The following is a 19,870-nucleotide window of genomic DNA, read 5'->3' as shown; positions in this document are numbered from 1 at the left end:
CGTCAGCACGCGATGCCCCCGGAGCACGGATCAACAGTGATCACGCCCGCCAGGCTATCGTCCCGGCCGGGGTGGCTGTCATGCGCCGTCTTCGTACAAATGCACCACACACGTTTGGCCCGAATGGACAGAAACCGGGGCTCCTGTCCAGGTCAGCTCGCTATTCGCTCGGCCAGCTCGACGGCCTCGGCGAGGCTGTCGGCGACCGGCACCCCGGCGGTCTCCAGGCTCGCACGGCTGTGTGAACCGCCGGTGTACAGCACCGCGAACGCACCGACGTGGGCGGCGGCGGCCGCGTCGTCCAGGGCGTCGCCGATGACCACGACGGGGCGGCCGTCGAGGCCGTCGAGCGCGGCCAGGTGCCGGGCCATCTGGCCGGACTTCCCCTCGATCGCCGCTCCGCTGCGGCCGTCGATCCGCACGAAGTGCCCGCTGATGCCGTGGGCGGTGACGAACGGCAGCAGCTGCTGGGGCGTGGCGAGCGAGCACAGCGACTGGGTGAGGCCCGACGCCTGCCGGGACGCCAGCAGTTCGGCCGCTCCTTCGGCGAGGGCGCACTGCTCGGCCAGCCGCAGGTAATGCCGCTCGAAGCCCGCGTCCAGCACGGCCCACTCCTCGTCCGAGGGCAGCCGGCCGAGCAACCGCTCGTAGAAGAGCGGCACGGGGACGCAGTACAGCTCGCGGTACCGCTCGGCGGTGATCAGCGGCAGGCCGAGCTCCGCGAAGGAGGCGTTGGTCGCCCCGACCACCGCTTCGATGTCGTTGAAGAGGGTCCCGTTCCAGTCCCATACGAGGTGCGCGTTCACACCAAGAACGTTACTCGCGCACAGCGACAGCCCGTTTCCGGCCTGTGGATAACTTCCGTGCGGGGTCAGCCGATCAGGTGGGGAATCTCCTGCGTCGCATACCACAAAAGCTCGTGATCCTCGGCACCGTCGACGGTGAACTGTGCGTCCTCGTCCCCGGCGTCCACCGCGCCCACCGCGTCGGCCGCCGCCGCCACGTCGGACTCGGCGTCGTCGGCGTCCACATGCACCGCGGCCGCCTCGGCGAGTCGCACCGCACCGGCCAGCCGCACCTCGCCGAGCGCGGCGGGATCGAGGCCGCGGTCGGGGTCGTGACGCACCGCGCCGTCGGCCACGTCGACCGCCACGACCACGCGCCTGCGCGGCACTTCGGGCCGCACGGCCAGCATCCGCAGCGACGCCTGAGCGGCTCGGGTCAGCGCCGCGTACTCGAGTTCCTCGATGTCGTCGGAGACGTACCACTCGCGCAGGCTCGGTGTGACCGCGAAGGCGTCCAGCGGGGCCGGACCCAGCTCGCCCGCCTTGTACGCCTCGGCCAGCCCGGCGAGGGTGGTGGGAATGTAGACGCGCATGGCGTGAAGCATACGGGTGTCACCACCTTCACAGGTGAATCTCTCCCGTCCGACGGATTCCCCCCGGACGGCCGCCCTGCCGCTTGCCCGTGATCCCTGCCGCCGCCTACAACCACCCCATCGACCACCGGAAACGATCTTTGGGGAAACAGCCATGCGCATGACGCCCACGAACCGACCGAGCACCCGCGCCACGGCCCGCCCGGCCACCCGCGCGACACCTCACGCGGCGCCCCATCCGACCGCGCCGCACCCGACCGCGCCGCACCCGGCAGCCCGTCCCGCGCCGGCACCGCATCCCACGGCGCCGCGTCCCGCACCGCCGCACCCGGGCCGCCGTCCCGCCGCCGGCACCGCCCCGCCGCGCCGTACCGACCCGCGCCGCCCCACGACCCGGCCCGGGCCCGCGGCTCGGCCCGTACCACCGCACCTGTGGTTCGCCGAGCGGCTGCTCGACGTCCTCACCGGCCGCCGGCCACTGACCTCCCTCGCCGGCCGGGTCAGGGACGAGGCATACCAGCGGCTGTGGAAGCTGCACGCCGAACGCGAGGACTGGCGGCGCCGCGCCCGCGGCCGTACCCCGTACGTATGCCGCTGCCGGGTCTTCCCCACCGCGGGCGGCGCGCTGGAGGTGACCGCGGTGGTCGCCCTGGACGACGACGTGGTCCGGGCGATCGCCTTCCGCCTCGAACCCGGGAACGCCGACTCAGGACCCGGCTACGGCCGCGCCCGCTGGCACTGCACCGACGTCGCCGCGCGATGAGCCGACCCGCATCGACCTGCGCATCACCCGCGCCGCCGCGTGCGGAAGCGGACGGACGCGGGCGGACGCGGGCCCGCGCGGACGAACGGCTCGGGGCCGGGCCGAATCGGCCCGGCCCCGAGCCGGTGGTACGACGCCGCCGCGTGCGGCGGCGCTGCTTGCCTCGCTGCCTACTTCTTGCGGCGGCGACCGCCCTTGGCGGCCTTGCGGCGCTCCGCGCGGGTCGTGCCCGCCTCCTCGTCGGCGGCGCCGGCAGCGCCCCCGGAGACGCCCGCCTCCTCGAACTCGCCCTCCACGACGCCGCCCTCACCGTCGACCGACGGGGCGGAGAAGTGCAGCCGGTCCGCCCGCTTGGGCGCTTCCAGGCCCTTCGCGCGGATCTCGGGCTGCTTGACCAGCGACGGCGGCGCGTCCTGGACCTCGTCCGTCACCGGCACCTCCTCGACCTGCTGCTCCACCTGGACCTCCAGGTTGAACAGGTAGCCGACGGACTCCTCCTTGATGCCGTCCATCATGGCGGTGAACATGTCGAAGCCCTCGCGCTGGTACTCCACCAGCGGGTCGCGCTGCGCCATGGCACGCAGCCCGATGCCCTCCTGGAGGTAGTCCATCTCGTAGAGGTGCTCACGCCACTTGCGGTCGAGCACCGACAGCACCACGCGTCGCTCCAGCTCGCGCATGATGTCCTCGGTGAGCTGCTTCTCCCGCTCGGCGTACTGCTCGTGGATGTCGTCCTTGACCGACTCGGCGATGAACTCGGCGGTGATGCCCGCGCGGTCGCCGGCCGCCTCCTCCAGCTCGTCGACGGTGACCTTCGCCGGGTAGAGCTGCTTGAAGGCGCCCCACAGCCGGTCCAGGTCCCAGTCCTCGGCGAAGCCCTCGCGCGTCTCGGCGTCGATGTACGCGTCGATGGTGTCGTCCATGAAGTGCTGCACCTGCTCCTGGAGGTCCTCGCCCTCCAGGACGCGGCGGCGCTCGCCGTAGATCACCTCGCGCTGGCGGTTGAGCACCTCGTCGTACTTCAGGACGTTCTTGCGGATCTCGAAGTTCTGCTGCTCGACCTGCGACTGGGCGGACGCGATCGCCCGGGTCACCATCTTGTTCTCGATCGGCACGTCGTCGGGCACGTTGGCCATGGACATCACGCGCTCGACCATCTGCGCCTTGAACAGCCGCATCAGGTCGTCGCCCAGGGAGAGGTAGAAGCGGGACTCACCCGGGTCGCCCTGGCGGCCGGAGCGGCCGCGCAACTGGTTGTCGATCCGGCGCGACTCGTGCCGCTCGGTGCCCAGGACGTAAAGGCCGCCGAGGTCCTTGACCTCCTCGAACTCGGCCTTGACCGCCTCCTCGGCGCGCTCCAGCGCCTCGGGCAGGGCTGCGGCCCACTCCTCGACGTGCTCGACCGGGTCCAGGCCGCGCTGGCGCAGCTCCGCCTCGGCGAGGTCGTCGGGGTTGCCGCCGAGCTTGATGTCGGTACCACGGCCGGCCATGTTGGTGGCGACGGTGACCGCGCCCTTGCGCCCGGCCTGGGCGACGATGGTCGCCTCACGGTCGTGCTGCTTGGCGTTGAGCACCTCGTGCGGGATGCCCCGCTTGGACAGCTGCGCGGACAGGTACTCGGACTTCTCGACGGAGACGGTGCCGACCAGGACCGGCTGGCCCTTCTCGTGCTTCTCGACGATGTCCTCCACGACGGCGGCGAACTTCGCCTCCTCCGTGCGGTAGATCAGGTCGGGCTTGTCCATCCGCTGCATCGGGCGGTTGGTCGGGATCGGCACGACGCCCAGCTTGTAGATCTGGTGGAACTCGGCGGCCTCGGTCATCGCCGTACCGGTCATCCCGCTGAGCTTGTCGTACAGGCGGAAGAAGTTCTGCAGGGTGATCGTGGCGAGCGTCTGGTTCTCGTCCTTGATGTCCACCCCTTCCTTCGCCTCGATCGCCTGGTGCATGCCCTCGTTGTAGCGGCGGCCGGCGAGAATACGGCCGGTGTGCTCGTCGACGATCATGACCTCGCCGTCGATGACGACGTAGTCCTTGTCGTTCTTGTAGAGCTCCTTGGCCTTGATGGCGTTGTTCAGATAACCGACGAGCGGGGTGTTCACCGACTCGTAGAGGTTGTCGATGCCCAGCCAGTCCTCGACCTTGCTGACGCCGGACTCGTGGATGGCGACGGTGCGCTTCTTCTCGTCCACGTCGTAGTCGCCGGTCTCCTCCTTGCCGAGGCTGCCCGCCTCGCCGCGGGTGAGCCGCTTCACCAGGCGGGCGAAGTCGCTGTACCACTTCGTGGCCTGGTCGGCGGGGCCGGAGATGATCAGCGGGGTACGCGCCTCGTCCACCAGGATCGAGTCGACCTCGTCGACCACCGCGAAGTTGTGGCCGCGCTGGACCAACTCGTCCTTCGACCACGCCATGTTGTCGCGCAGGTAGTCGAAGCCGAACTCGTTGTTGGTGCCGTAGGTGATGTCGCAGTTGTACTGCTCGCGGCGCTCGGCCGGGGTCATGTTCGCCAGGATGCAGCCGACGCTCAGGCCGAGGAACTTGTGCACCCGGCCCATCCACTCCGAGTCGCGCTCGGCGAGGTAGTCGTTGACCGTGATCAGGTGAACGCCCTTGCCGGAGATCGCGTTGAGGTACGTGGGAAGGGTGCCGACCAGGGTCTTGCCCTCGCCGGTGCGCATCTCGGCGACATAGCCGAGGTGCAGGGCCGCACCGCCCATGATCTGCACGTCGTAGTGGCGCTGGCCGAGGACGCGCTTGGCCGCCTCGCGGACCGCGGCGAACGCCTCGGGCATCAGGTCGTCCAGCGACTCCCCGTCTTCGTAGCGCTGCTTGAATTCGTCGGTGAGTGCCCGCAACTCGGCGTCGGTGAGCTCGACGAAGTCCTCTTCGACGGAATTGACCTGGTCCGCGATGCGGTGCAGCTTGCGCAGGATCTTGCCTTCACCTGCACGCATGATCTTGCTGATGACGGACACGTAGGCTGACTCCTTGCCGGTCGGGCCTGGCGCGAATTCCCGCGCGGGGCACAGCGCGGGTCCTGTCTGCCTGGCCCTGCTGCAACGGCCATCGTAAGCGAGGACACCAGCGGCCCGGGAGGCCCGGCAGCGGCAAAACGGTTTTCCCCCGGGCCGAGGGGTCCGGGATACTCGGCCGCAGTCCTCCCGCCGCCCGATATGCGGCCACAACGGGGGCCCGGCACCTCTGCCGGAAAGTCCGCCGGAAAGGTGCGCGCCCGCCATGGAAACACCTGTTCTCACCACAAAGCGCCTCCTCCTGCGGGCCCTGGAACCGCGTGACGGCGACGCCCTGTACGCCGCCTGTCAGGACCCAGAGATTCCGCGCTGGACATCCGTTCCCTCGCCGTATCCGCGCGAGCACGCCGACCACTTCATCGACGTCGTGTGCGCGGACGGCTGGCGCGACGACACCATGTACAACTTCGGCGTCTTCACGCGCGACGAAGGCGCCCTGGTCAGCTCGATGGGCCTGGTCCGCCTCCAGCACCTGGCCGCCCCGCAGCGCCAGGCCGAGCTCGGCTACTGGACGGCGAAGCACCAGCGCGGCAAGGGCTACACGGTGGAGGCGGCACGAGCGGTGTGCACCTGGGCCTTCGACGCCCTGGGTGTCGAACGCCTGGAATGGTTCGCGGAGGCCGGCAACGAAGCCTCCCGCGCGGTCGCCCTGAGACTCGGGTTCGCCATGGAGGGCACCGTACGCTCGCGGGTCGTCCACGAAGGCACCCGGCGGGACGCGTGGAGCGGTTCCCTGCTCCCTTCGGACTGGGACCGCCCGTCGCAACTGCCGTACCTCCCGTACGCGAAGTAGCGGCCGCCCACCGCCGCGGGAGAAGTCGCCGGAACGAGTGAATCCGCTGGTCACAGCCGACTGTCAGTGGCCGGTTCTACGCTGGCCGTCATGACTCTCCTGCCGTCACCCGAGCTGACCCTGTCCGCCGACGAAGCCCGCAGGATCGCCCTTCGGGCGCAGGGCCTCCTGGGGGCGCCGGACCGGCGGTCGGGGACCCGGGGCGTGCTGCGGTCCCTCGGCGCGGTCCAGCTCGACACCATCTCGGTACTGGCCAGGTCGCACGAACTGATCCCCTACGCGCGCCTGGGCGCGGTCGGCCGCGACGCGGTGGAGGAGGCGTACTGGTCCGACGGCCACGCCTTCGAGTACTGGTCGCACGCCGCCTGCATCCTGCCCATCGAGGAGTGGCCGCACTTCGCCTTCCGCCGCCGGGCCCGCCGCGCCCGCGGCCACCGCTGGCACATCCTCGAGGACGCCGAGCGCTCCTGCGCGGCCGTGCTGGACCGCCTGAAGATCGACGGTCCGCTGACCTCCACCGAGCTCGGCGGCGCGAAGAACGGCGGCCCGTGGTGGGACTGGTCCGAGACGAAGATCGCGGTGGAGTGGCTGCTGGACACCGGTGAGGTGGTCTGCACGCAGCGCCGCGGCTGGAAGCGCGTCTACGACCTCGCGGAGCGCGCCGTGCCCGACACCCTGCTGCACGACGACATCGACGACACCGAGTGCGTACGGCGCCTGGTCGCGCAGGCGGGTGCGGCCATGGGCGTCGCCACCCGGGCGGATCTTGCGGACTACCACCGCCTCAAGGGCGAGCAGGTCGCGGCCGTGCTGGACTCCACCGGGCTGGTCCCGGTCGATGTCGAGGGCTGGGGCAAGCCCGCCTGGGCCGACCCGGCCGCGCTCGCCGCCCCGCCGCGCGGCCGGCACCGCACCACGCTGCTGTCGCCCTTCGACTCCCTGATCTGGGACCGCCCGCGCACCGAGCGGATCTTCGGCTTCACCCACCGCCTGGAGGCCTACACCCCCAAGCCGAAACGCGTGCACGGCTACTTCGCGATGCCGCTGCTGGCGGGCGGCCGGCTGGTGGGCCGGGTGGACCCTGCCCGGGAGGGACAGACCCTGGTCGCACGCCAGGTCACCCTGGACGGCCCCAAGGCCGTCCAGCCCGCTGCTGACGCCCTCACCGAGGCCGCCGGCTGGGTCGGCTGCACCCGGACCCGGGCCGAACGCGTCCTGCCCGAGTCCCTGCGCGCCCCTCTGACCGCCGCCCTCGCCCGCGGCCAGGGCTAGCGGATCTCCAGGATCTTCTCCCGCATCGCGTAGACCACGGCCTCCATGCGGGAGTGGAGCTGGAGTTTCTCCAGGATGTTGCGGACGTGGTTCTTCACGGTGTTCTCGCTGATGAACAACTGCTTGGCGATGTCCCGGTTGTTCAAGCCGGTGGCCACCAGCTTGAGCACCTCCAACTCGCGGTCGGTGAGCTTGGGCGCCGGAAGCAGCCGCTTCTCGTCGGTGCGCTGGATCATCGACTTGAACTCGGTGAGCAGTTTCGACGCCATCGAGGGGCTGATCTGCGACTGCCCGTCGGCGACCGCCCGGATCGCGGTCGCCACCTCGTCGGTGGAGATCTCCTTCAGCAGGTAGCCCGTCGCGCCGGCCTTGATCGCCTCGTAGAGGTCGGCTTCCTCATCGCTTATCGTCAGCATGATGATCTTGGCGCTGGGCGCGACCTCCTTGATCGAGGTGCACGCCTCGATCCCCCCGCGCCGCGGCATCCTGACGTCCATCAGCACGATGTCCGGCAGCAGGTCGGCGGCCTTCTCCACGGCCTCGGCGCCGTCTCCGGCCTCGCCGATGACCTGGATGTCCTCCTCCTGCGCGAGCACGATCTCCAGGCCCCGCCGAAACAGCGCGTGGTCGTCGACCACGAGTACCCGAATCGGCTCCGCACGGGGCGGACCGGACGGTTCGCCGTACAGCACCGGGCCTCGTTCGCCGGGCGACCCGTGCTCGAAGTCCGGCATCAATTCCTCCCCGTCAGACCAGAGTTGACCACTGGCCCAGCATTTCACGTCCCGGCGCGCCGACGCCCCCGGACGCACCCGGGGGCATTCGACGCTCCTTACTCGCCACAGGCCCTTCGCAGGCCCGCGAGGTCAGACGCCGTGGTGCAGCGCGTCGCCGGCCCCGGCCGGCGACGCCGCACCCGACTCGTCCGCGTTGAGATGGATCACGCCGTAGTCGTAGCCCTGCCGTCGGTAGACCACGCTCGGCTGCTTGGTCTCGCTGTCGACGAACAGGTAGAAGTCGTGCCCGACCAACTCCATCTCGTACAGCGCCTGGTCCAGCGCCATCGGTGCCGCGGCGTGGGTCTTCTCCCTGACCACGAGCGGGCCTTCGCCGTGGACCTCCAGCGGCCCGAACCGGGTCGTGGGCACTTCTCCGTCGACCAACTGATCGGCGACGAGCGTGCCGTCCCCGTTGATCCGCGCGGCGCCCGGCACGTTCTCGGCCACCTCGGCGGCGGGCGTACGGCCGTTGCCCCGGCGGGTGTGCCGCTTGCTCGCGGCCTTCCGCAGCCGGGCTTCCAGCTTCGTGACCGCCACATCCAGCGCGGCGTACGGGTCCGCGGCGGCAGCCTCTGCGCGCACCACGGGGCCGCGGGTGTTCAGCGTGATCTCCACCCGGTCGCTGCGGTCCGCCTGCCGGGGGTTGAGCTCCTTGGACACCTCGACGTCGAGGCTGATCACCTTGCCGTCGAGCTTCTGGATCTTGTCCAGTTTCTCGGCCACGTGCTTCCGGAACCTCTCGGGCACCTCGGTCTTGCGGCCTTTGACGACGATGTCCACGCAGAACTCCGTTCCGGACCGCCCCCGTGACCAGGGGCAATCCCTTTCATGAGGCCGGCGCGGGTGCCAGTCCCTGCCGGCGCTGCGTTAGCTGCCGCTCCGCCACCCGGGCTGATCCGGGTACCGCGAAGCTGCGGCTTTCACCTCCTTCTGCCCCACAGGGAAGATCAACACCCCCGGTGTTCGCTTCCCTCTCTCCCGAACATAGTCCCGGAGTGTGCGTCTCGGCATCCTCAGCGCAGGCTTACCTCCGTTCGGATGAATTCCCACCATGGCCACCTGCATCGATGCGCAAATCAGTCGATCCGAGAATCGTGCGGTCCGGCGACCACCGCGGCGCCGGCGACCCAGCCGCCGACCGCGGCCACGGCACCGGCGGCCACCGCGAGTGACGCCCCGGTGGTCATGAGGTCGTCCACGAGCACCACCGGAGCCGCCGACAGCAGGGGCACGGCGCTGCCCGCGGCTGCCACCGCGCCGCAGAGGTTCGCCAACCTCCCGTCCGCGCTCAGCTCGGACTGGTCGGCGACCGGTCGCCGCTGCCGCAGCACGGCCGCCGCCCGGGCCGGCACGCCCTGCCGCCTCAACTCGCGGGCCGCCGACCGGGCGATCCGGGCGGTGGCGTCGTGCCCCCGCTGGGCAACCGCCCGGCGGGACGAGGGCACGGGCACCAGCAGCAGCGGGCCGCGCTGCGACGCCGGTCTCGGTACCCGTGACCCGGGAGTGCCTCGCAGGGCGGTGCGAGGCACCTCCAGGCCGTGGAGGACCGGCCACAGGCCGAGGCGGGGCCCGTGGTCGGCGTCGGCTGCCGCTGGAGCCCGTCCAGGCAGGTTCCAGCGGTGGCCGACCGCATGCGGGACGGCTGGGCCGGGCAAGGCGCCGATGGGACCGGTCGCCCGGACGACCGCTCCCGCCAGTGCCTCTCCCAGCGGCCGGGCGAGGCCCAGGGCGCCGCGCTCCTTGTGCGCGAGGACGACAGCCCGCACCTCGTCGCCGTACCGGCCCGCCGCGTAGACCGGTGGCAGCCCCGGCGGCTCGGGTGACGGACGTACGCGCCGTGCTGTGGCTGCTCCGCCCAGCAGCCCATGGCACCGCTCGCACAGCTCCGTCCGCGGACTCCCGCAGCCCGCGCAGTCCACCGGGAGGACCAACCCGGTGATCTCCCTCCACCAGCCCCGCATGACTCAACTTTGCGCCTTGCGGCAAGTCCGCTGCCAGTCACTCTTTCGTGGCTGTGGATAACTCGATCTCCACAGGTCAGCCCGGATAGACGGGATTGCTGCCCTTCGGCGAGACCTGCTTCCAGTTCGAGTCGGTGGGCAGTTCGTAGACCCTGCCGTTGTACGAGGCGAGCAGGGGCATCGCCTGGTTCTCCGAGGAGGCGACGGACGTGGCCTCGCTGACGCCCTGCGGCAGGGACCCGGCCGAGCCGTCCGAGCTGATGTACTCGATCTGCTGGGCTCCGCCGGGCTCGGTGTCGAGCACCACGAGCTTGCTGGCACCGGCCCACGACACGGACGTCATGTGTTCTCCTGCGGGTGTCAGGGAGCGCAGGCTGTCGACCGAGAACTCCGGGTGCTGCGCAGTGCCCTCCCGGACGATCCGGCCGAGCATCAGGCGGGTACCGCTGCCCTGCTGCACCACCAGGGCGATCCGCACCCCGTCCGAGGCCACCCGCAGCGACTGAATCCGGCCGTCGAGGTCCGGCACCGGCACCTCGATCGGCTCGCCGGTGCCGTTGGGCAACACCATCAGCTTCGGAGCGTCCTGATCACGGTCGGCCACCCACAAGTCGTCGAAACCGTCCCAGCTCGGTGCGCTCAGCCCGTCCTTGACCTTGCTGGTCACCACCGGTTTGCCGAAGGTCTGGCCGGCAACGAGCGACGCGACCACCAGTTCACGACCGTCGGAGCGCACCCCTGCGGCCGCCTCCTGGTCCCTGCGCACCGCCACCGAGTCCAGGTACGCCTTGCTGGAGCCGAACGGGCCGGGCACCGGTGTCGCCTTCGGTGTGCTGCCCTTGCCGTCGTCGGTCAGCTCCAGCAGCCGGTGCTGGCTGTCGGCTTCGACGAAGTAGGGCCGCGGGTTGGCGCCGACCAGGTTCTCGGGGCCGTAGCTGAGGGCTTCCCCGCTCGGCAGCTTGCACGCGGTGGAACCATCCGCATGGTCCACCTCGGCCGACGCCAACTGCGCGGACGCCTGCGCCTGGACGGTGGCGAAGAGCTGCGCGGCCAGCTCGGTGCAGCGCTGCCCGCGCAGTCCGTCAGCGCTGTGGTCGAGCCGGACCTGAAGCTGCTGCGAGTCGTCCAGCGACACCCCGTGGTCCGGGCCCTTGTCCTCCAGCTTCGTCCCGGCGGGTGTCGCGGTGGTGACGACAGGCGACAGCCAGTCGGTGGGCCCGCCCAGCAGCGCCGAGACCGTCGACACCAGCGGGTCGTTCTGGATACGCAGGTACACCGGGTCGGCGACCAGCGTCGCGTTGCTGCTACCGCCGGCCGGATGCCCGTCCGGTCCGAGCTTGGCGAAGTAGTACATGTTCACCGAGTGGTATATCCGCTGGAAGTCCAGGTCGGACAGCACCAGGCCGTTCTCAAGGCCGTCGATCCTCCACTGGTTGTTCTCCTTGACCAGGTGGAACGACGTGCTGAACGGGCCGTGGTCCGGCTGGTAGGCGTGCTTGGTGTCCACCACGGCCGCCTTCGTCGCCGACAGGGTGACCGTGGTGTATCCCTCCTTGCGACCGCTGCCGCCCACCTCGCGAGGGGTCAGCTCCCCCGAGAACACGGTGATCCCCGTGTTCGGCTTCCAACGGTGCCGCTCCTGCTTGGAGAGGTACTTCTGCGCGGTGACGAAGTCCGACTCGCTGCTGGTCGTCGCTTCCAGGAACCCGTTGACGATGTCGGAGGCGCTCTCGCCCGGACTCGGCGCGATGCCGAAGACCCGCACCTGCGAGTCGGAGTCCGCGCGCTGGCCCTCGCTGACCTTGCGCACCTCGCCGCTGCTGGGCATCGAGGCGCAGCCGGCCAGCAGCAGCGCCGCGAACAGCGCCAGCAACCCTCGCGGCAGCAGCCGCCCCCGGCCGCCCCCCATCACACCCATCAGACGTCGTCCTCCCGCATGGTTTCCCTACGCTCCACGACCCGCGCGCCGCTGCCCGGAAGCGCCGCGGGGTCCGCCACCGGCGGCCGGGTCGACGCCTTGGGCACCAGCGGCATCGACGGCAGTTGCGGTCCACGCGCAGTGGCCTGCCGCACCACGACACCGTCACCTGAAGTACCACCCGGCGAGCCCGTACGCGGCACCGGCACCGACGTCCCCGCCTTGGCCGGCAGACCCGAGGAGTTCAGCCCCCGGTTGCGGCGCGAGTCGTCCGGTTCCAGCGGGATCGGCGAACCGCGCAGGCTGTCCCCCGCGGTACGAGGAAGCGTCATACGGAACTGCGAACCGCCACCCGGCTCGCCCCACGCCTGCAGCCACCCGCCGTGCAATCGGGCGTCCTCCACCGCGATGGAGAGACCCAGCCCGGTGCCACCGGTGGTACGCGCCCGCGCCGGGTCCGCCCGCCAGAAGCGGTTGAACACCCGAGTCGCCTCGCCCGGTTTCAAGCCCACGCCGTAATCCCGCACCGCCACCGCGACGGCGCCGTCGACCGTCGCCAGCCGGACCACCACGTCACGGCCCTCGCCGTGCTCGATCGCGTTGACCACCAGGTTGCGCAGCACGCGCTCCACCCGGCGGGCGTCGGCCTCCGCGATCACCGGCTGCGCGTCGCCGCGGATGATCACACGGGTGCCCTTGCGGTCCGCGAGAGGCTCGGCGGCATCGACGACCTGGCGCACCACGTCCCGCAGGTCTATCGGCTCGGCGGCCAGGTCCGCGGCGCCGGCGTCGAACCTGCTGATCTCCAGCAGGTCGGACAGCAGGGACTCGAACCGGTCCAACTGGTTCTGCAGCAGTTCCGCGGAGCGCGCCGTGACCGGATCGAAGTCCGTCCGGGCGTCGTGGATGACGTCGGCCGCCATCCGCACCGTCGTCAACGGTGTCCGCAGCTCGTGCGACACATCGGAGACGAAGCGGCGCTGCATCCGCGACAGGTCCTCCAGCTGCTGAATCTTGACCTGGAGGTTCTGCGCCATCTTGTTGAACGACTCGCCGAGCCGGGCGATGTCGTCCTCCCCGGTGACCTGCATCCGTTCCTGGAGCCGCCCGGCCGCCAGTCGCTCGGCGATTCCGGCGGCCATCCGCACCGGCGTGACCACCTGCCGCGTCACCAGCCACGCGATCGCGCCGAGCAGCACCACCACGAATATCCCCGCGGTGGCCAGCGTGCCCTTGACCAGCCCGAGGGTCTTCTCCTCCTGGTCGAACGGGAACAGGTAGTACAGCTGGTAGGTGTTCCCGTTGATGTCCGTCAGCCGCTTGCCCACCGCCAACGCCGGCCGCGGCTTGTGACCGTCGTCGGTCTTGACCATCGTGTACTGCTTGAGCGCGCCGGGATGGCTGCGCACCGCGTCGCTCAGCGACTTCGGGATGCTCTCGTCCGGCAGCACGCTGCCTGAGCCACGCGGTCCGCGCACGCTGCCCGCGTTGCCCCCGGCGAAGGGCGGATCGTCGCCCCGCCCAGGGCTGAGCGCGACGATCCAGTACACGCCCTTACCGCCACTGGCGAACTGCTGGACCAGGCTGTTCAGCCATGTCCCCGAGTCGACCCGGCCCTGCGCAGCACCGGAGCCGGACGCCTGCTGGGTCTGGCTGCCCTTGTCCGCCATGTCCTGCGCAATGGAGAAACCGCCGGTCGCCTGGTTCGTCGCGGCCTTCTCCTTCGCGTCGAGCAGCCCGTTCTGCACCTGGCCGATGACCACGAAGCCGAGCAGCAGCACAACGCCCACCGACATCAGCAACGTGAAGGCGACCACCCGGAGCTGAAGATTGCGCCGCCACAGCCGCACCGCCGGCTGCAGCGGACGCCGCGCCCAGCGCACGAACGAGCGGATCACCGGCAGCAGCCCCTGCATCGGATCGGCCAGCCGACTCTCCAAGCGCTCACGCTCGTACGACGCGCACATGTCAGCCCGGTCCTGCCTTGTAGCCGACACCGCGAACGGTCACGACGATCTCCGGACGCTCCGGGTCCTGCTCCACCTTCGACCGCAGCCGCTGCACGTGCACATTCACCAGCCGTGTGTCCGCCGCGTGGCGATAGCCCCAGACCTGCTCCAGCAGCACCTCACGTGTGAACACCTGCCACGGCTTGCGGGCAAGCGCGACCAGAAGATCGAACTCCAACGGAGTCAGCGCGATCGGCTGACCGCCACGCTTCACCGAGTGCCCGGCGACATCGATCAGCAGATCCCCGATCGCAAGCTGCTCAGGTGTCGGCTCCTCGGCACGCCGCAGCCGCGCCCGCACCCGCGCCACCAGCTCCTTGGGCTTGAACGGCTTGATGACGTAGTCGTCCGCCCCGGACTCCAGGCCGACCACCACATCCACCGTGTCGCTCTTCGCCGTGAGCATCACGATCGGCACACCGGACTCAGCCCGGATCTGCCGGCACACATCGATGCCGTCCCTTCCGGGCAGCATCAGGTCCAGCAGCACAAGATCAGGCTTGGCCTCCCGAAAAGCAGCAAGCGCTTTGTCGCCGTCGGCGCAGAACGACGGCTCGAAACCCTCCCCACGCAGCACGATGCCGAGCATCTCTGACAGCGCGGTGTCGTCGTCGACGACCAGGACTCGTCCCTTCATACCGACCATCATCCCATTTGCATATCGATACCGGTGACCTTTGGTGATCGAGGTCACGCTACGCAACCATTCTCCATGGTTGTACGCAGTTGCGCTGTCCCCCTGTGACAGCCTGTGGATAACTTGTGCCGCGACCGCCAGGTGACCTTACCGGCACACGGCTGCCAGCGTCTCCGCCGTCACCGGCGAGACCACTCCGTTCTCCGTCACGATCGCGGTGATCAACTCCGGCGGCGTCACGTCGAAAGCGGGATTGTAGGCCTGAGTGCCCAGCGGGGAAGGCGCCAGGTCGGTCACCTCGCTGCTCGACCGCTGCTCGACCTCGATCGACGCTCCGTCCGGTGTATCCAGGTCGACCGTCGTCGTCGGCGCCACGACGATGAACGGCACGTGGTGGTAGCGCGCCAGCACCGCAAGGGGATACGTGCCGACCTTGTTCGCCGTCGCACCGTCCGCCGCGATCCGGTCCGCGCCCACCAGCACCGCGTCGACTTCTCCCGCCGTGAACAGCGAGCCCGCGGCGCTGTCCGAGAGCAGCGTGTACGGCATTCCCGCCCGCGCCGCCTCATAAGCGGTCAACCTCGCGCCCTGGAGCAGCGGCCGGGTCTCATCCACCCACAACCGCCGCAGTTCCCCGGCCCGGTGGGCTGCCAGCACCACGCCGAGCGCGGTGCCCTGGCCGCCTGACACCAAGGCACCGGTGTTGCAGTGCGTCAGAACCCGGTAGCCGCCGCCGGGCACGAGTTCGGTCAGCAACTGCCCGCCATGGCGTGCCATCGCGTCGCTCGCGGCGGCGTCCTCGGCGTGCAACGCCCGCGCCTCCGCCAGTGCCGCGGCCGCGGCCTGGTCCGGCGCGGCCTTGCGGTAGGCGGCAAGCGCCCGACGCACTCCGTATCCGAGGTTGACCGCTGTCGGGCGAGCCTGCGCGAGCGACTCGGCCGCGTCCTCCACGTCGTATCCGCGCGCCGCCGCCAGCGCGACACCATACGCTCCGGCCAACCCCAGCACGGGGGCTCCCCGTACGACGAGCGCGCCGATCGCGCCCACGAGCCCCTGCACGTCCGTGCAGGCCAACTCGACTTCCTCCTGAGGTAGTCGGGTCTGGTCGAGCAGTACCAGTACCGGCCCCTCGGGCGGTTCCTCCCATCGCAACGCGGGAATGAAGCCGTTCTCAGGTCGCGTGATGTGATCACCCATATCTCTCAGTCTGCCCTGCCAAACCGTGTTGGCGTCAGCCCATGGCACGATGGCGGCTTGAACCAGCCGAGCAACACGAAGAGGGGCAACCTCCGATGACCAACACTCCGGGCTCTACGACGCCCGGACCCTCCGACTCCCCCGAGCCGGACGGCGGCACCGGTCCCGACCCCGCCCCGTCGGCGACACCCGAACGCCCTGTGCAGAGTCAGACAGCTGATCGGCCTGTACCACCTGTACCGCCGCAAGCTCTGCCGCAGCATCCCGATACGCATCCCGGCTGGTCCCCTCAGCAGCCACCGGCCAACACCACGGGTTGGGCCCGCTGGACGCCACCGCAGGGCAGCCGCCCTCCGCTGCCTCCGGCACAGGGCGGACCCCGCTGGGGCGGCCCTCCCCCGCCCAACGGCTGGCAGCAGCAGGGCCCCTGGACCAGGCCGGCCGCTCCTCAGCCCGGCGTCATCCCGCTGCGTCCTCTGGACGTCGGTGAGATCCTCAACGGCTCCATCGTCACGCTGCGACGCCACTGGCGAGCCATCCTCAGCGTCACCTTCGCCGTCGCCCTCGTCACGCAAGCCATCGCCGTCGTTGTCGAGGGGCTGTTCACCGACAACAGCAGCATCCAGAAGATCGAGAACAACGATCACCCGAGCGCCCACGACGTCCTGCACGCGCTACGCGACGCTTACGCCGGACTGGGACTCACCGCGATCATCGCCGCGCTCGGAGTGCTCACCGCCACCGCCATGCTCACCATGGTCACCAGCCGCGCGACGCTCGGCCGTACGGTGTCGGTCGGCGAGGCTTGGCGCGAGGCCCGTCCTCGCGTGGGCCGGCTCATCGGCCTCTCGTTCCTGCTCGTCTTCCTCTACATCGCGGTACTCGTCGTCACCGTGCTGCCGGGAATCCTTGTCGCTGCGGCGGGTTCGTCGGACGGCGGCGCGGCACTGGCCGTACTCGGCGCTTGTGCGGGCATGGTGTTGATGATCTGGCTGTGGATTCTGCTGAGTCTGGCGCCTCCGGCGCTGATGCTGGAGAACCAGAGCATCGTGGGCGCGATGAAGCGCTCGGCCAAACTCGTTCGCGGCGCCTGGTGGCGTGTCCTCGGGGTGGAGCTCCTGACCGTCGTCATCACGTACATCGCGTCGGCCATCATCGAGTTGCCGTTCACGCTGCTGTCAGCGGCCTTCACGAACGAGTCCTTCTCGTCCTTCTACAACTCCGACAGCAACCCCAGTTGGACGTTCCTCATCATCACCGGTATCGGTGCGGTCATCGGTTCGATGTTCACCCTGCCGATCAGCGCCGGCTCGGTCACCCTGCTCTACATCGACCAGCGAATTCGCCGTGAGTCGCTGGACATCGAGCTGACGCAGGCAGCCCAGCAGGACTGAGCGCTCCCAGCCGAAAGGCTGGGAGAACGCAAAAAAGCCTCGGCCCCCAGTCGGAACTGGGGGCCGAGGCTCAATATTTGTTCGGCGGTGTCCTACTCTCCCACAGGGTCCCCCCTGCAGTACCATCGGCGCTGAAAGGCTTAGCTTCCGGGTTCGGAATGTAACCGGGCGTTTCCCTAACGCTATGACCACCGAAACACTATGAAACTGTCCCACACACCACACACCAACCCAGCCCTATAGCTAGATGGGTGTGTGGTTGCTGGTTGTTTCAGAACTACACAGTGGACGCGAGCACACATGGACAAGCCCTCGGCCTATTAGTACCGGTCAGCTCCACCCCTCACGAGGCTTCCACATCCGGCCTATCAACCCAGTCGTCTACTGGGAGCCTTACCCCATCAAGTGGGTGGGAGCCCTCATCTCGAAGCAGGCTTCCCGCTTAGATGCTTTCAGCGGTTATCCCTCCCGAACGTAGCCAACCAGCCATGCCCTTGGCAGGACAACTGGCACACCAGAGGTTCGTCCGTCCCGGTCCTCTCGTACTAGGGACAGCCCTTCTCAAGACTCCAACGCGCGCAGCGGATAGGGACCGAACTGTCTCACGACGTTCTAAACCCAGCTCGCGTACCGCTTTAATGGGCGAACAGCCCAACCCTTGGGACCGACTCCAGCCCCAGGATGCGACGAGCCGACATCGAGGTGCCAAACCATCCCGTCGATATGGACTCTTGGGGAAGATCAGCCTGTTATCCCCGGGGTACCTTTTATCCGTTGAGCGACGGCGCTTCCACAAGCCACCGCCGGATCACTAGTCCCTACTTTCGTACCTGCTCGACCCGTCAGTCTCACAGTCAAGCTCCCTTGTGCACTTACACTCAACACCTGATTGCCAACCAGGCTGAGGGAACCTTTGGGCGCCTCCGTTACCCTTTAGGAGGCAACCGCCCCAGTTAAACTACCCACCAGACACTGTCCCTGATCCGGATCACGGACCGAGGTTAGACATCCAGCACGACCAGAGTGGTATTTCAACGACGACTCCACCACGGCTGGCGCCGCGATATCAAAGTCTCCCACCTATCCTACACAAGCCGAACCGAACACCAATATCAAGCTATAGTAAAGGTCCCGGGGTCTTTCCGTCCTGCTGCGCGAAACGAGCATCTTTACTCGTAGTGCAATTTCACCGGGCCTATGGTTGAGACAGTCGAGAAGTCGTTACGCCATTCGTGCAGGTCGGAACTTACCCGACAAGGAATTTCGCTACCTTAGGATGGTTATAGTTACCACCGCCGTTTACTGGCGCTTAAGTTCTCAGCTTCGCCACACCGAAGTGTGACTAACCGGTCCCCTTAACGTTCCAGCACCGGGCAGGCGTCAGTCCGTATACATCGCCTTACGGCTTCGCACGGACCTGTGTTTTTAGTAAACAGTCGCTTCTCGCTGGTCTCTGCGGCCACCCCCAGCTCAAGAGGTAAACTCCATCACCAGAAGTGGCCCCCCTTCTCCCGAAGTTACGGGGGCATTTTGCCGAGTTCCTTAACCATAGTTCACCCGAACGCCTCGGTATTCTCTACCTGACCACCTGAGTCGGTTTAGGGTACGGGCCGCCATGAAACTCGCTAGAGGCTTTTCTCGACAGCATAGGATCATCCACTTCACCACAATCGGCTCGGCATCAGGTCTCAGACACATGCCGCCCGGATTTACCTGGACGACGTCCTACACCCTTACCCCGGGACAACCACCGCCCGGGCTGGACTACCTTCCTGCGTCACCCCATCGCTTACCTACTACAAGTCCGGTTCAGCGGCTCCACCACTCCCCCTCACTCCGAAGAGATCAGAGGCGGCTTCACGGCCTTAGCATCGCTCGGTTCAGTACTGGGCGTTTCAAAGCGGGTACCGGAATATCAACCGGTTGTCCATCGACTACGCCTGTCGGCCTCGCCTTAGGTCCCGACTTACCCTGGGCAGATCAGCTTGACCCAGGAACCCTTAGTCAATCGGCGCAAGAGTTTCCCACTCTTGTATCGCTACTCATGCCTGCATTCTCACTCGTGAACCATCCACCACTCGCTTACGCGGCGGCTTCACCCGGCACACGACGCTCCCCTACCCATCCACACTCCCGTTGGGGATATTGCGTGAATGACACGACTTCGGCGGTACGCTTGAGCCCCGCTACATTGTCGGCGCGGAATCACTTGACCAGTGAGCTATTACGCACTCTTTCAAGGGTGGCTGCTTCTAAGCCAACCTCCTGGTTGTCTCTGCGACTCCACATCCTTTCCCACTTAGCGTACGCTTAGGGGCCTTAGTCGATGCTCTGGGCTGTTTCCCTCTCGACCATGGAGCTTATCCCCCACAGTCTCACTGCCGCGCTCTCACTTACCGGCATTCGGAGTTTGGCTAAGGTCAGTAACCCGGTAGGGCCCATCGCCTATCCAGTGCTCTACCTCCGGCAAGAAACACACGACGCTGCACCTAAATGCATTTCGGGGAGAACCAGCTATCACGGAGTTTGATTGGCCTTTCACCCCTAACCACAGGTCATCCCCCAGGTTTTCAACCCTGGTGGGTTCGGTCCTCCACACGGTCTTACCCGCGCTTCAACCTGCCCATGGCTAGATCACTCCGCTTCGGGTCTTGAGCGTGCTACTGAAACGCCCTATTCGGACTCGCTTTCGCTACGGCTCCCCCACACGGGTTAACCTCGCAACACACCGCAAACT

At 68.3% G+C, this 19,870-nt stretch carries 14 protein-coding genes and 2 rRNA genes (1 of these 16 only partly in view); 4 read left to right on the top strand and 12 right to left on the bottom strand.

The annotated features are described in order from the left end of the window. Positions 1-152: 152 nt before the first annotated feature. Positions 153-806 carry an HAD family hydrolase gene (locus OG896_RS25400; RefSeq protein ID WP_329369024.1) on the bottom strand — a complete coding sequence of 218 codons (654 nt, stop codon included), beginning with the start codon at positions 804-806 and terminating at the stop codon, positions 153-155. 65 nt (positions 807-871) lie between these two features. Further along, the gene (locus tag OG896_RS25395; RefSeq protein ID WP_329369022.1) at positions 872-1,378 is read right to left on the bottom strand and encodes a DUF6912 family protein; all 507 of its coding nucleotides are present in this window, start codon (positions 1,376-1,378) and stop codon (positions 872-874) included. Positions 1,379-1,538: 160 nt separating this feature from the next. On the opposite strand from OG896_RS25395, the gene OG896_RS25390 reads away from it, so the two are divergent. Next, a complete protein-coding gene (locus tag OG896_RS25390; RefSeq protein WP_329369020.1) occupies positions 1,539-2,141 on the top strand; it encodes an Rv3235 family protein in 603 nt (200 codons plus the stop codon). Between the two features lie 170 nt (positions 2,142-2,311). Here the strand turns inward: OG896_RS25390 and secA are convergent, their stop codons facing one another. Next, positions 2,312-5,116 (bottom strand): preprotein translocase subunit SecA, encoded by a 2,805-nt coding sequence (gene secA / locus OG896_RS25385; protein WP_329369018.1) that lies wholly within the window; start codon positions 5,114-5,116, stop codon positions 2,312-2,314. 262 nt (positions 5,117-5,378) lie between these two features. On the opposite strand from secA, the gene OG896_RS25380 reads away from it, so the two are divergent. Then, positions 5,379-5,966, top strand: a complete 588-nt coding sequence (locus tag OG896_RS25380) for a GNAT family N-acetyltransferase (protein WP_329369016.1) — start codon at positions 5,379-5,381, stop codon at positions 5,964-5,966. A 90-nt stretch (positions 5,967-6,056) separates the two neighbouring features. Continuing rightward, positions 6,057-7,238, top strand: a complete 1,182-nt coding sequence (locus OG896_RS25375) for a winged helix-turn-helix domain-containing protein (RefSeq protein ID WP_329369014.1) — start codon at positions 6,057-6,059, stop codon at positions 7,236-7,238. Here the strand turns inward: OG896_RS25375 and OG896_RS25370 are convergent. The 7 genes from OG896_RS25370 to mtnA all read right to left on the bottom strand — a co-directional run bounded on the left by OG896_RS25370 (position 7,235) and on the right by mtnA (position 15,739). After that, positions 7,235-7,972 carry a response regulator transcription factor gene (locus OG896_RS25370; RefSeq protein ID WP_329369012.1) on the bottom strand — a complete coding sequence of 246 codons (738 nt, stop codon included), beginning with the start codon at positions 7,970-7,972 and terminating at the stop codon, positions 7,235-7,237. The two genes, OG896_RS25375 and OG896_RS25370, sit on opposite strands and share 4 nt — an antisense overlap. A 132-nt stretch (positions 7,973-8,104) precedes the next feature. Beyond that, positions 8,105-8,797, bottom strand: a complete 693-nt coding sequence (gene hpf / locus OG896_RS25365; protein ID WP_328464658.1) for a ribosome hibernation-promoting factor, HPF/YfiA family — start codon at positions 8,795-8,797, stop codon at positions 8,105-8,107. Positions 8,798-9,093: 296 nt separating this feature from the next. Beyond that, positions 9,094-9,783 (bottom strand): ComF family protein, encoded by a 690-nt coding sequence (locus OG896_RS25360; RefSeq protein ID WP_329369009.1) that lies wholly within the window; start codon positions 9,781-9,783, stop codon positions 9,094-9,096. A 271-nt stretch (positions 9,784-10,054) separates the two neighbouring features. Next, positions 10,055-11,896, bottom strand: a complete 1,842-nt coding sequence (locus OG896_RS25355; RefSeq protein WP_329369007.1) for an LpqB family beta-propeller domain-containing protein — start codon at positions 11,894-11,896, stop codon at positions 10,055-10,057. Continuing rightward, on the bottom strand, positions 11,896-13,812 hold the full coding sequence (gene mtrB / locus OG896_RS25350) for an MtrAB system histidine kinase MtrB (RefSeq protein WP_329374257.1): 1,917 nt from the start codon (positions 13,810-13,812) through the stop codon (positions 11,896-11,898). The genes OG896_RS25355 and mtrB overlap by 1 nt, the downstream gene beginning before the upstream one ends. Positions 13,813-13,864: 52 nt before the next feature. After that, positions 13,865-14,554: an MtrAB system response regulator MtrA gene (mtrA, locus tag OG896_RS25345; protein ID WP_202233941.1), complete on the bottom strand. Its 690-nt coding sequence runs from the start codon at positions 14,552-14,554 to the stop codon at positions 13,865-13,867. A 135-nt stretch (positions 14,555-14,689) separates the two neighbouring features. After that, positions 14,690-15,739 carry an S-methyl-5-thioribose-1-phosphate isomerase gene (gene mtnA / locus OG896_RS25340; RefSeq protein ID WP_329369005.1) on the bottom strand — a complete coding sequence of 350 codons (1,050 nt, stop codon included), beginning with the start codon at positions 15,737-15,739 and terminating at the stop codon, positions 14,690-14,692. A gap of 95 nt (positions 15,740-15,834) precedes the next feature. Here mtnA and OG896_RS25335 point away from each other — a divergent pair, with 95 nt between their 5' ends. Further along, positions 15,835-17,133 (top strand): hypothetical protein, encoded by a 1,299-nt coding sequence (locus OG896_RS25335; RefSeq protein WP_329369003.1) that lies wholly within the window; start codon positions 15,835-15,837, stop codon positions 17,131-17,133. Positions 17,134-17,212: 79 nt separating this feature from the next. Here the strand turns inward: OG896_RS25335 and rrf are convergent. Together rrf and OG896_RS25325 are read right to left on the bottom strand one after the other, a co-directional pair. After that, positions 17,213-17,329, bottom strand: a 5S ribosomal RNA gene (gene rrf, locus OG896_RS25330). Between the two features lie 104 nt (positions 17,330-17,433). Continuing rightward, a 23S ribosomal RNA gene (locus tag OG896_RS25325) occupies positions 17,434-19,870 on the bottom strand (it continues 687 nt past the right edge of the window).

Source organism: Streptomyces sp. NBC_00669, from assembly GCF_036226785.1.
Taxonomy (GTDB): domain Bacteria; phylum Actinomycetota; class Actinomycetes; order Streptomycetales; family Streptomycetaceae; genus Actinacidiphila.
Note: the sequence above shows the minus strand (reverse complement) of the source record. Positions and strands in the feature narration are given on the sequence as shown.

What these genes read in the sequence shown, in the direction of transcription:
- OG896_RS25395 (WP_329369022.1), bottom strand. Translation starts at nt 1,378, where the DNA reads ATGCGCGTCTACATTCCCACCACCCTCGCCGGGCTGGCCGAGGCGTAC.
- OG896_RS25390 (WP_329369020.1), top strand. Translation starts at nt 1,539, where the DNA reads ATGACGCCCACGAACCGACCGAGCACCCGCGCCACGGCCCGCCCGGCC.
- OG896_RS25380 (WP_329369016.1), top strand. Translation starts at nt 5,379, where the DNA reads ATGGAAACACCTGTTCTCACCACAAAGCGCCTCCTCCTGCGGGCCCTG.
- OG896_RS25375 (WP_329369014.1), top strand. Translation starts at nt 6,057, where the DNA reads ATGACTCTCCTGCCGTCACCCGAGCTGACCCTGTCCGCCGACGAAGCC.
- OG896_RS25370 (WP_329369012.1), bottom strand. Translation starts at nt 7,972, where the DNA reads ATGCCGGACTTCGAGCACGGGTCGCCCGGCGAACGAGGCCCGGTGCTG.
- OG896_RS25355 (WP_329369007.1), bottom strand. Translation starts at nt 11,896, where the DNA reads ATGGGTGTGATGGGGGGCGGCCGGGGGCGGCTGCTGCCGCGAGGGTTG.
- mtrB (WP_329374257.1), bottom strand. Translation starts at nt 13,812, where the DNA reads ATGCAGGGGCTGCTGCCGGTGATCCGCTCGTTCGTGCGCTGGGCGCGG.
- mtrA (WP_202233941.1), bottom strand. Translation starts at nt 14,554, where the DNA reads ATGATGGTCGGTATGAAGGGACGAGTCCTGGTCGTCGACGACGACACC.
- mtnA (WP_329369005.1), bottom strand. Translation starts at nt 15,739, where the DNA reads ATGGGTGATCACATCACGCGACCTGAGAACGGCTTCATTCCCGCGTTG.
- OG896_RS25335 (WP_329369003.1), top strand. Translation starts at nt 15,835, where the DNA reads ATGACCAACACTCCGGGCTCTACGACGCCCGGACCCTCCGACTCCCCC.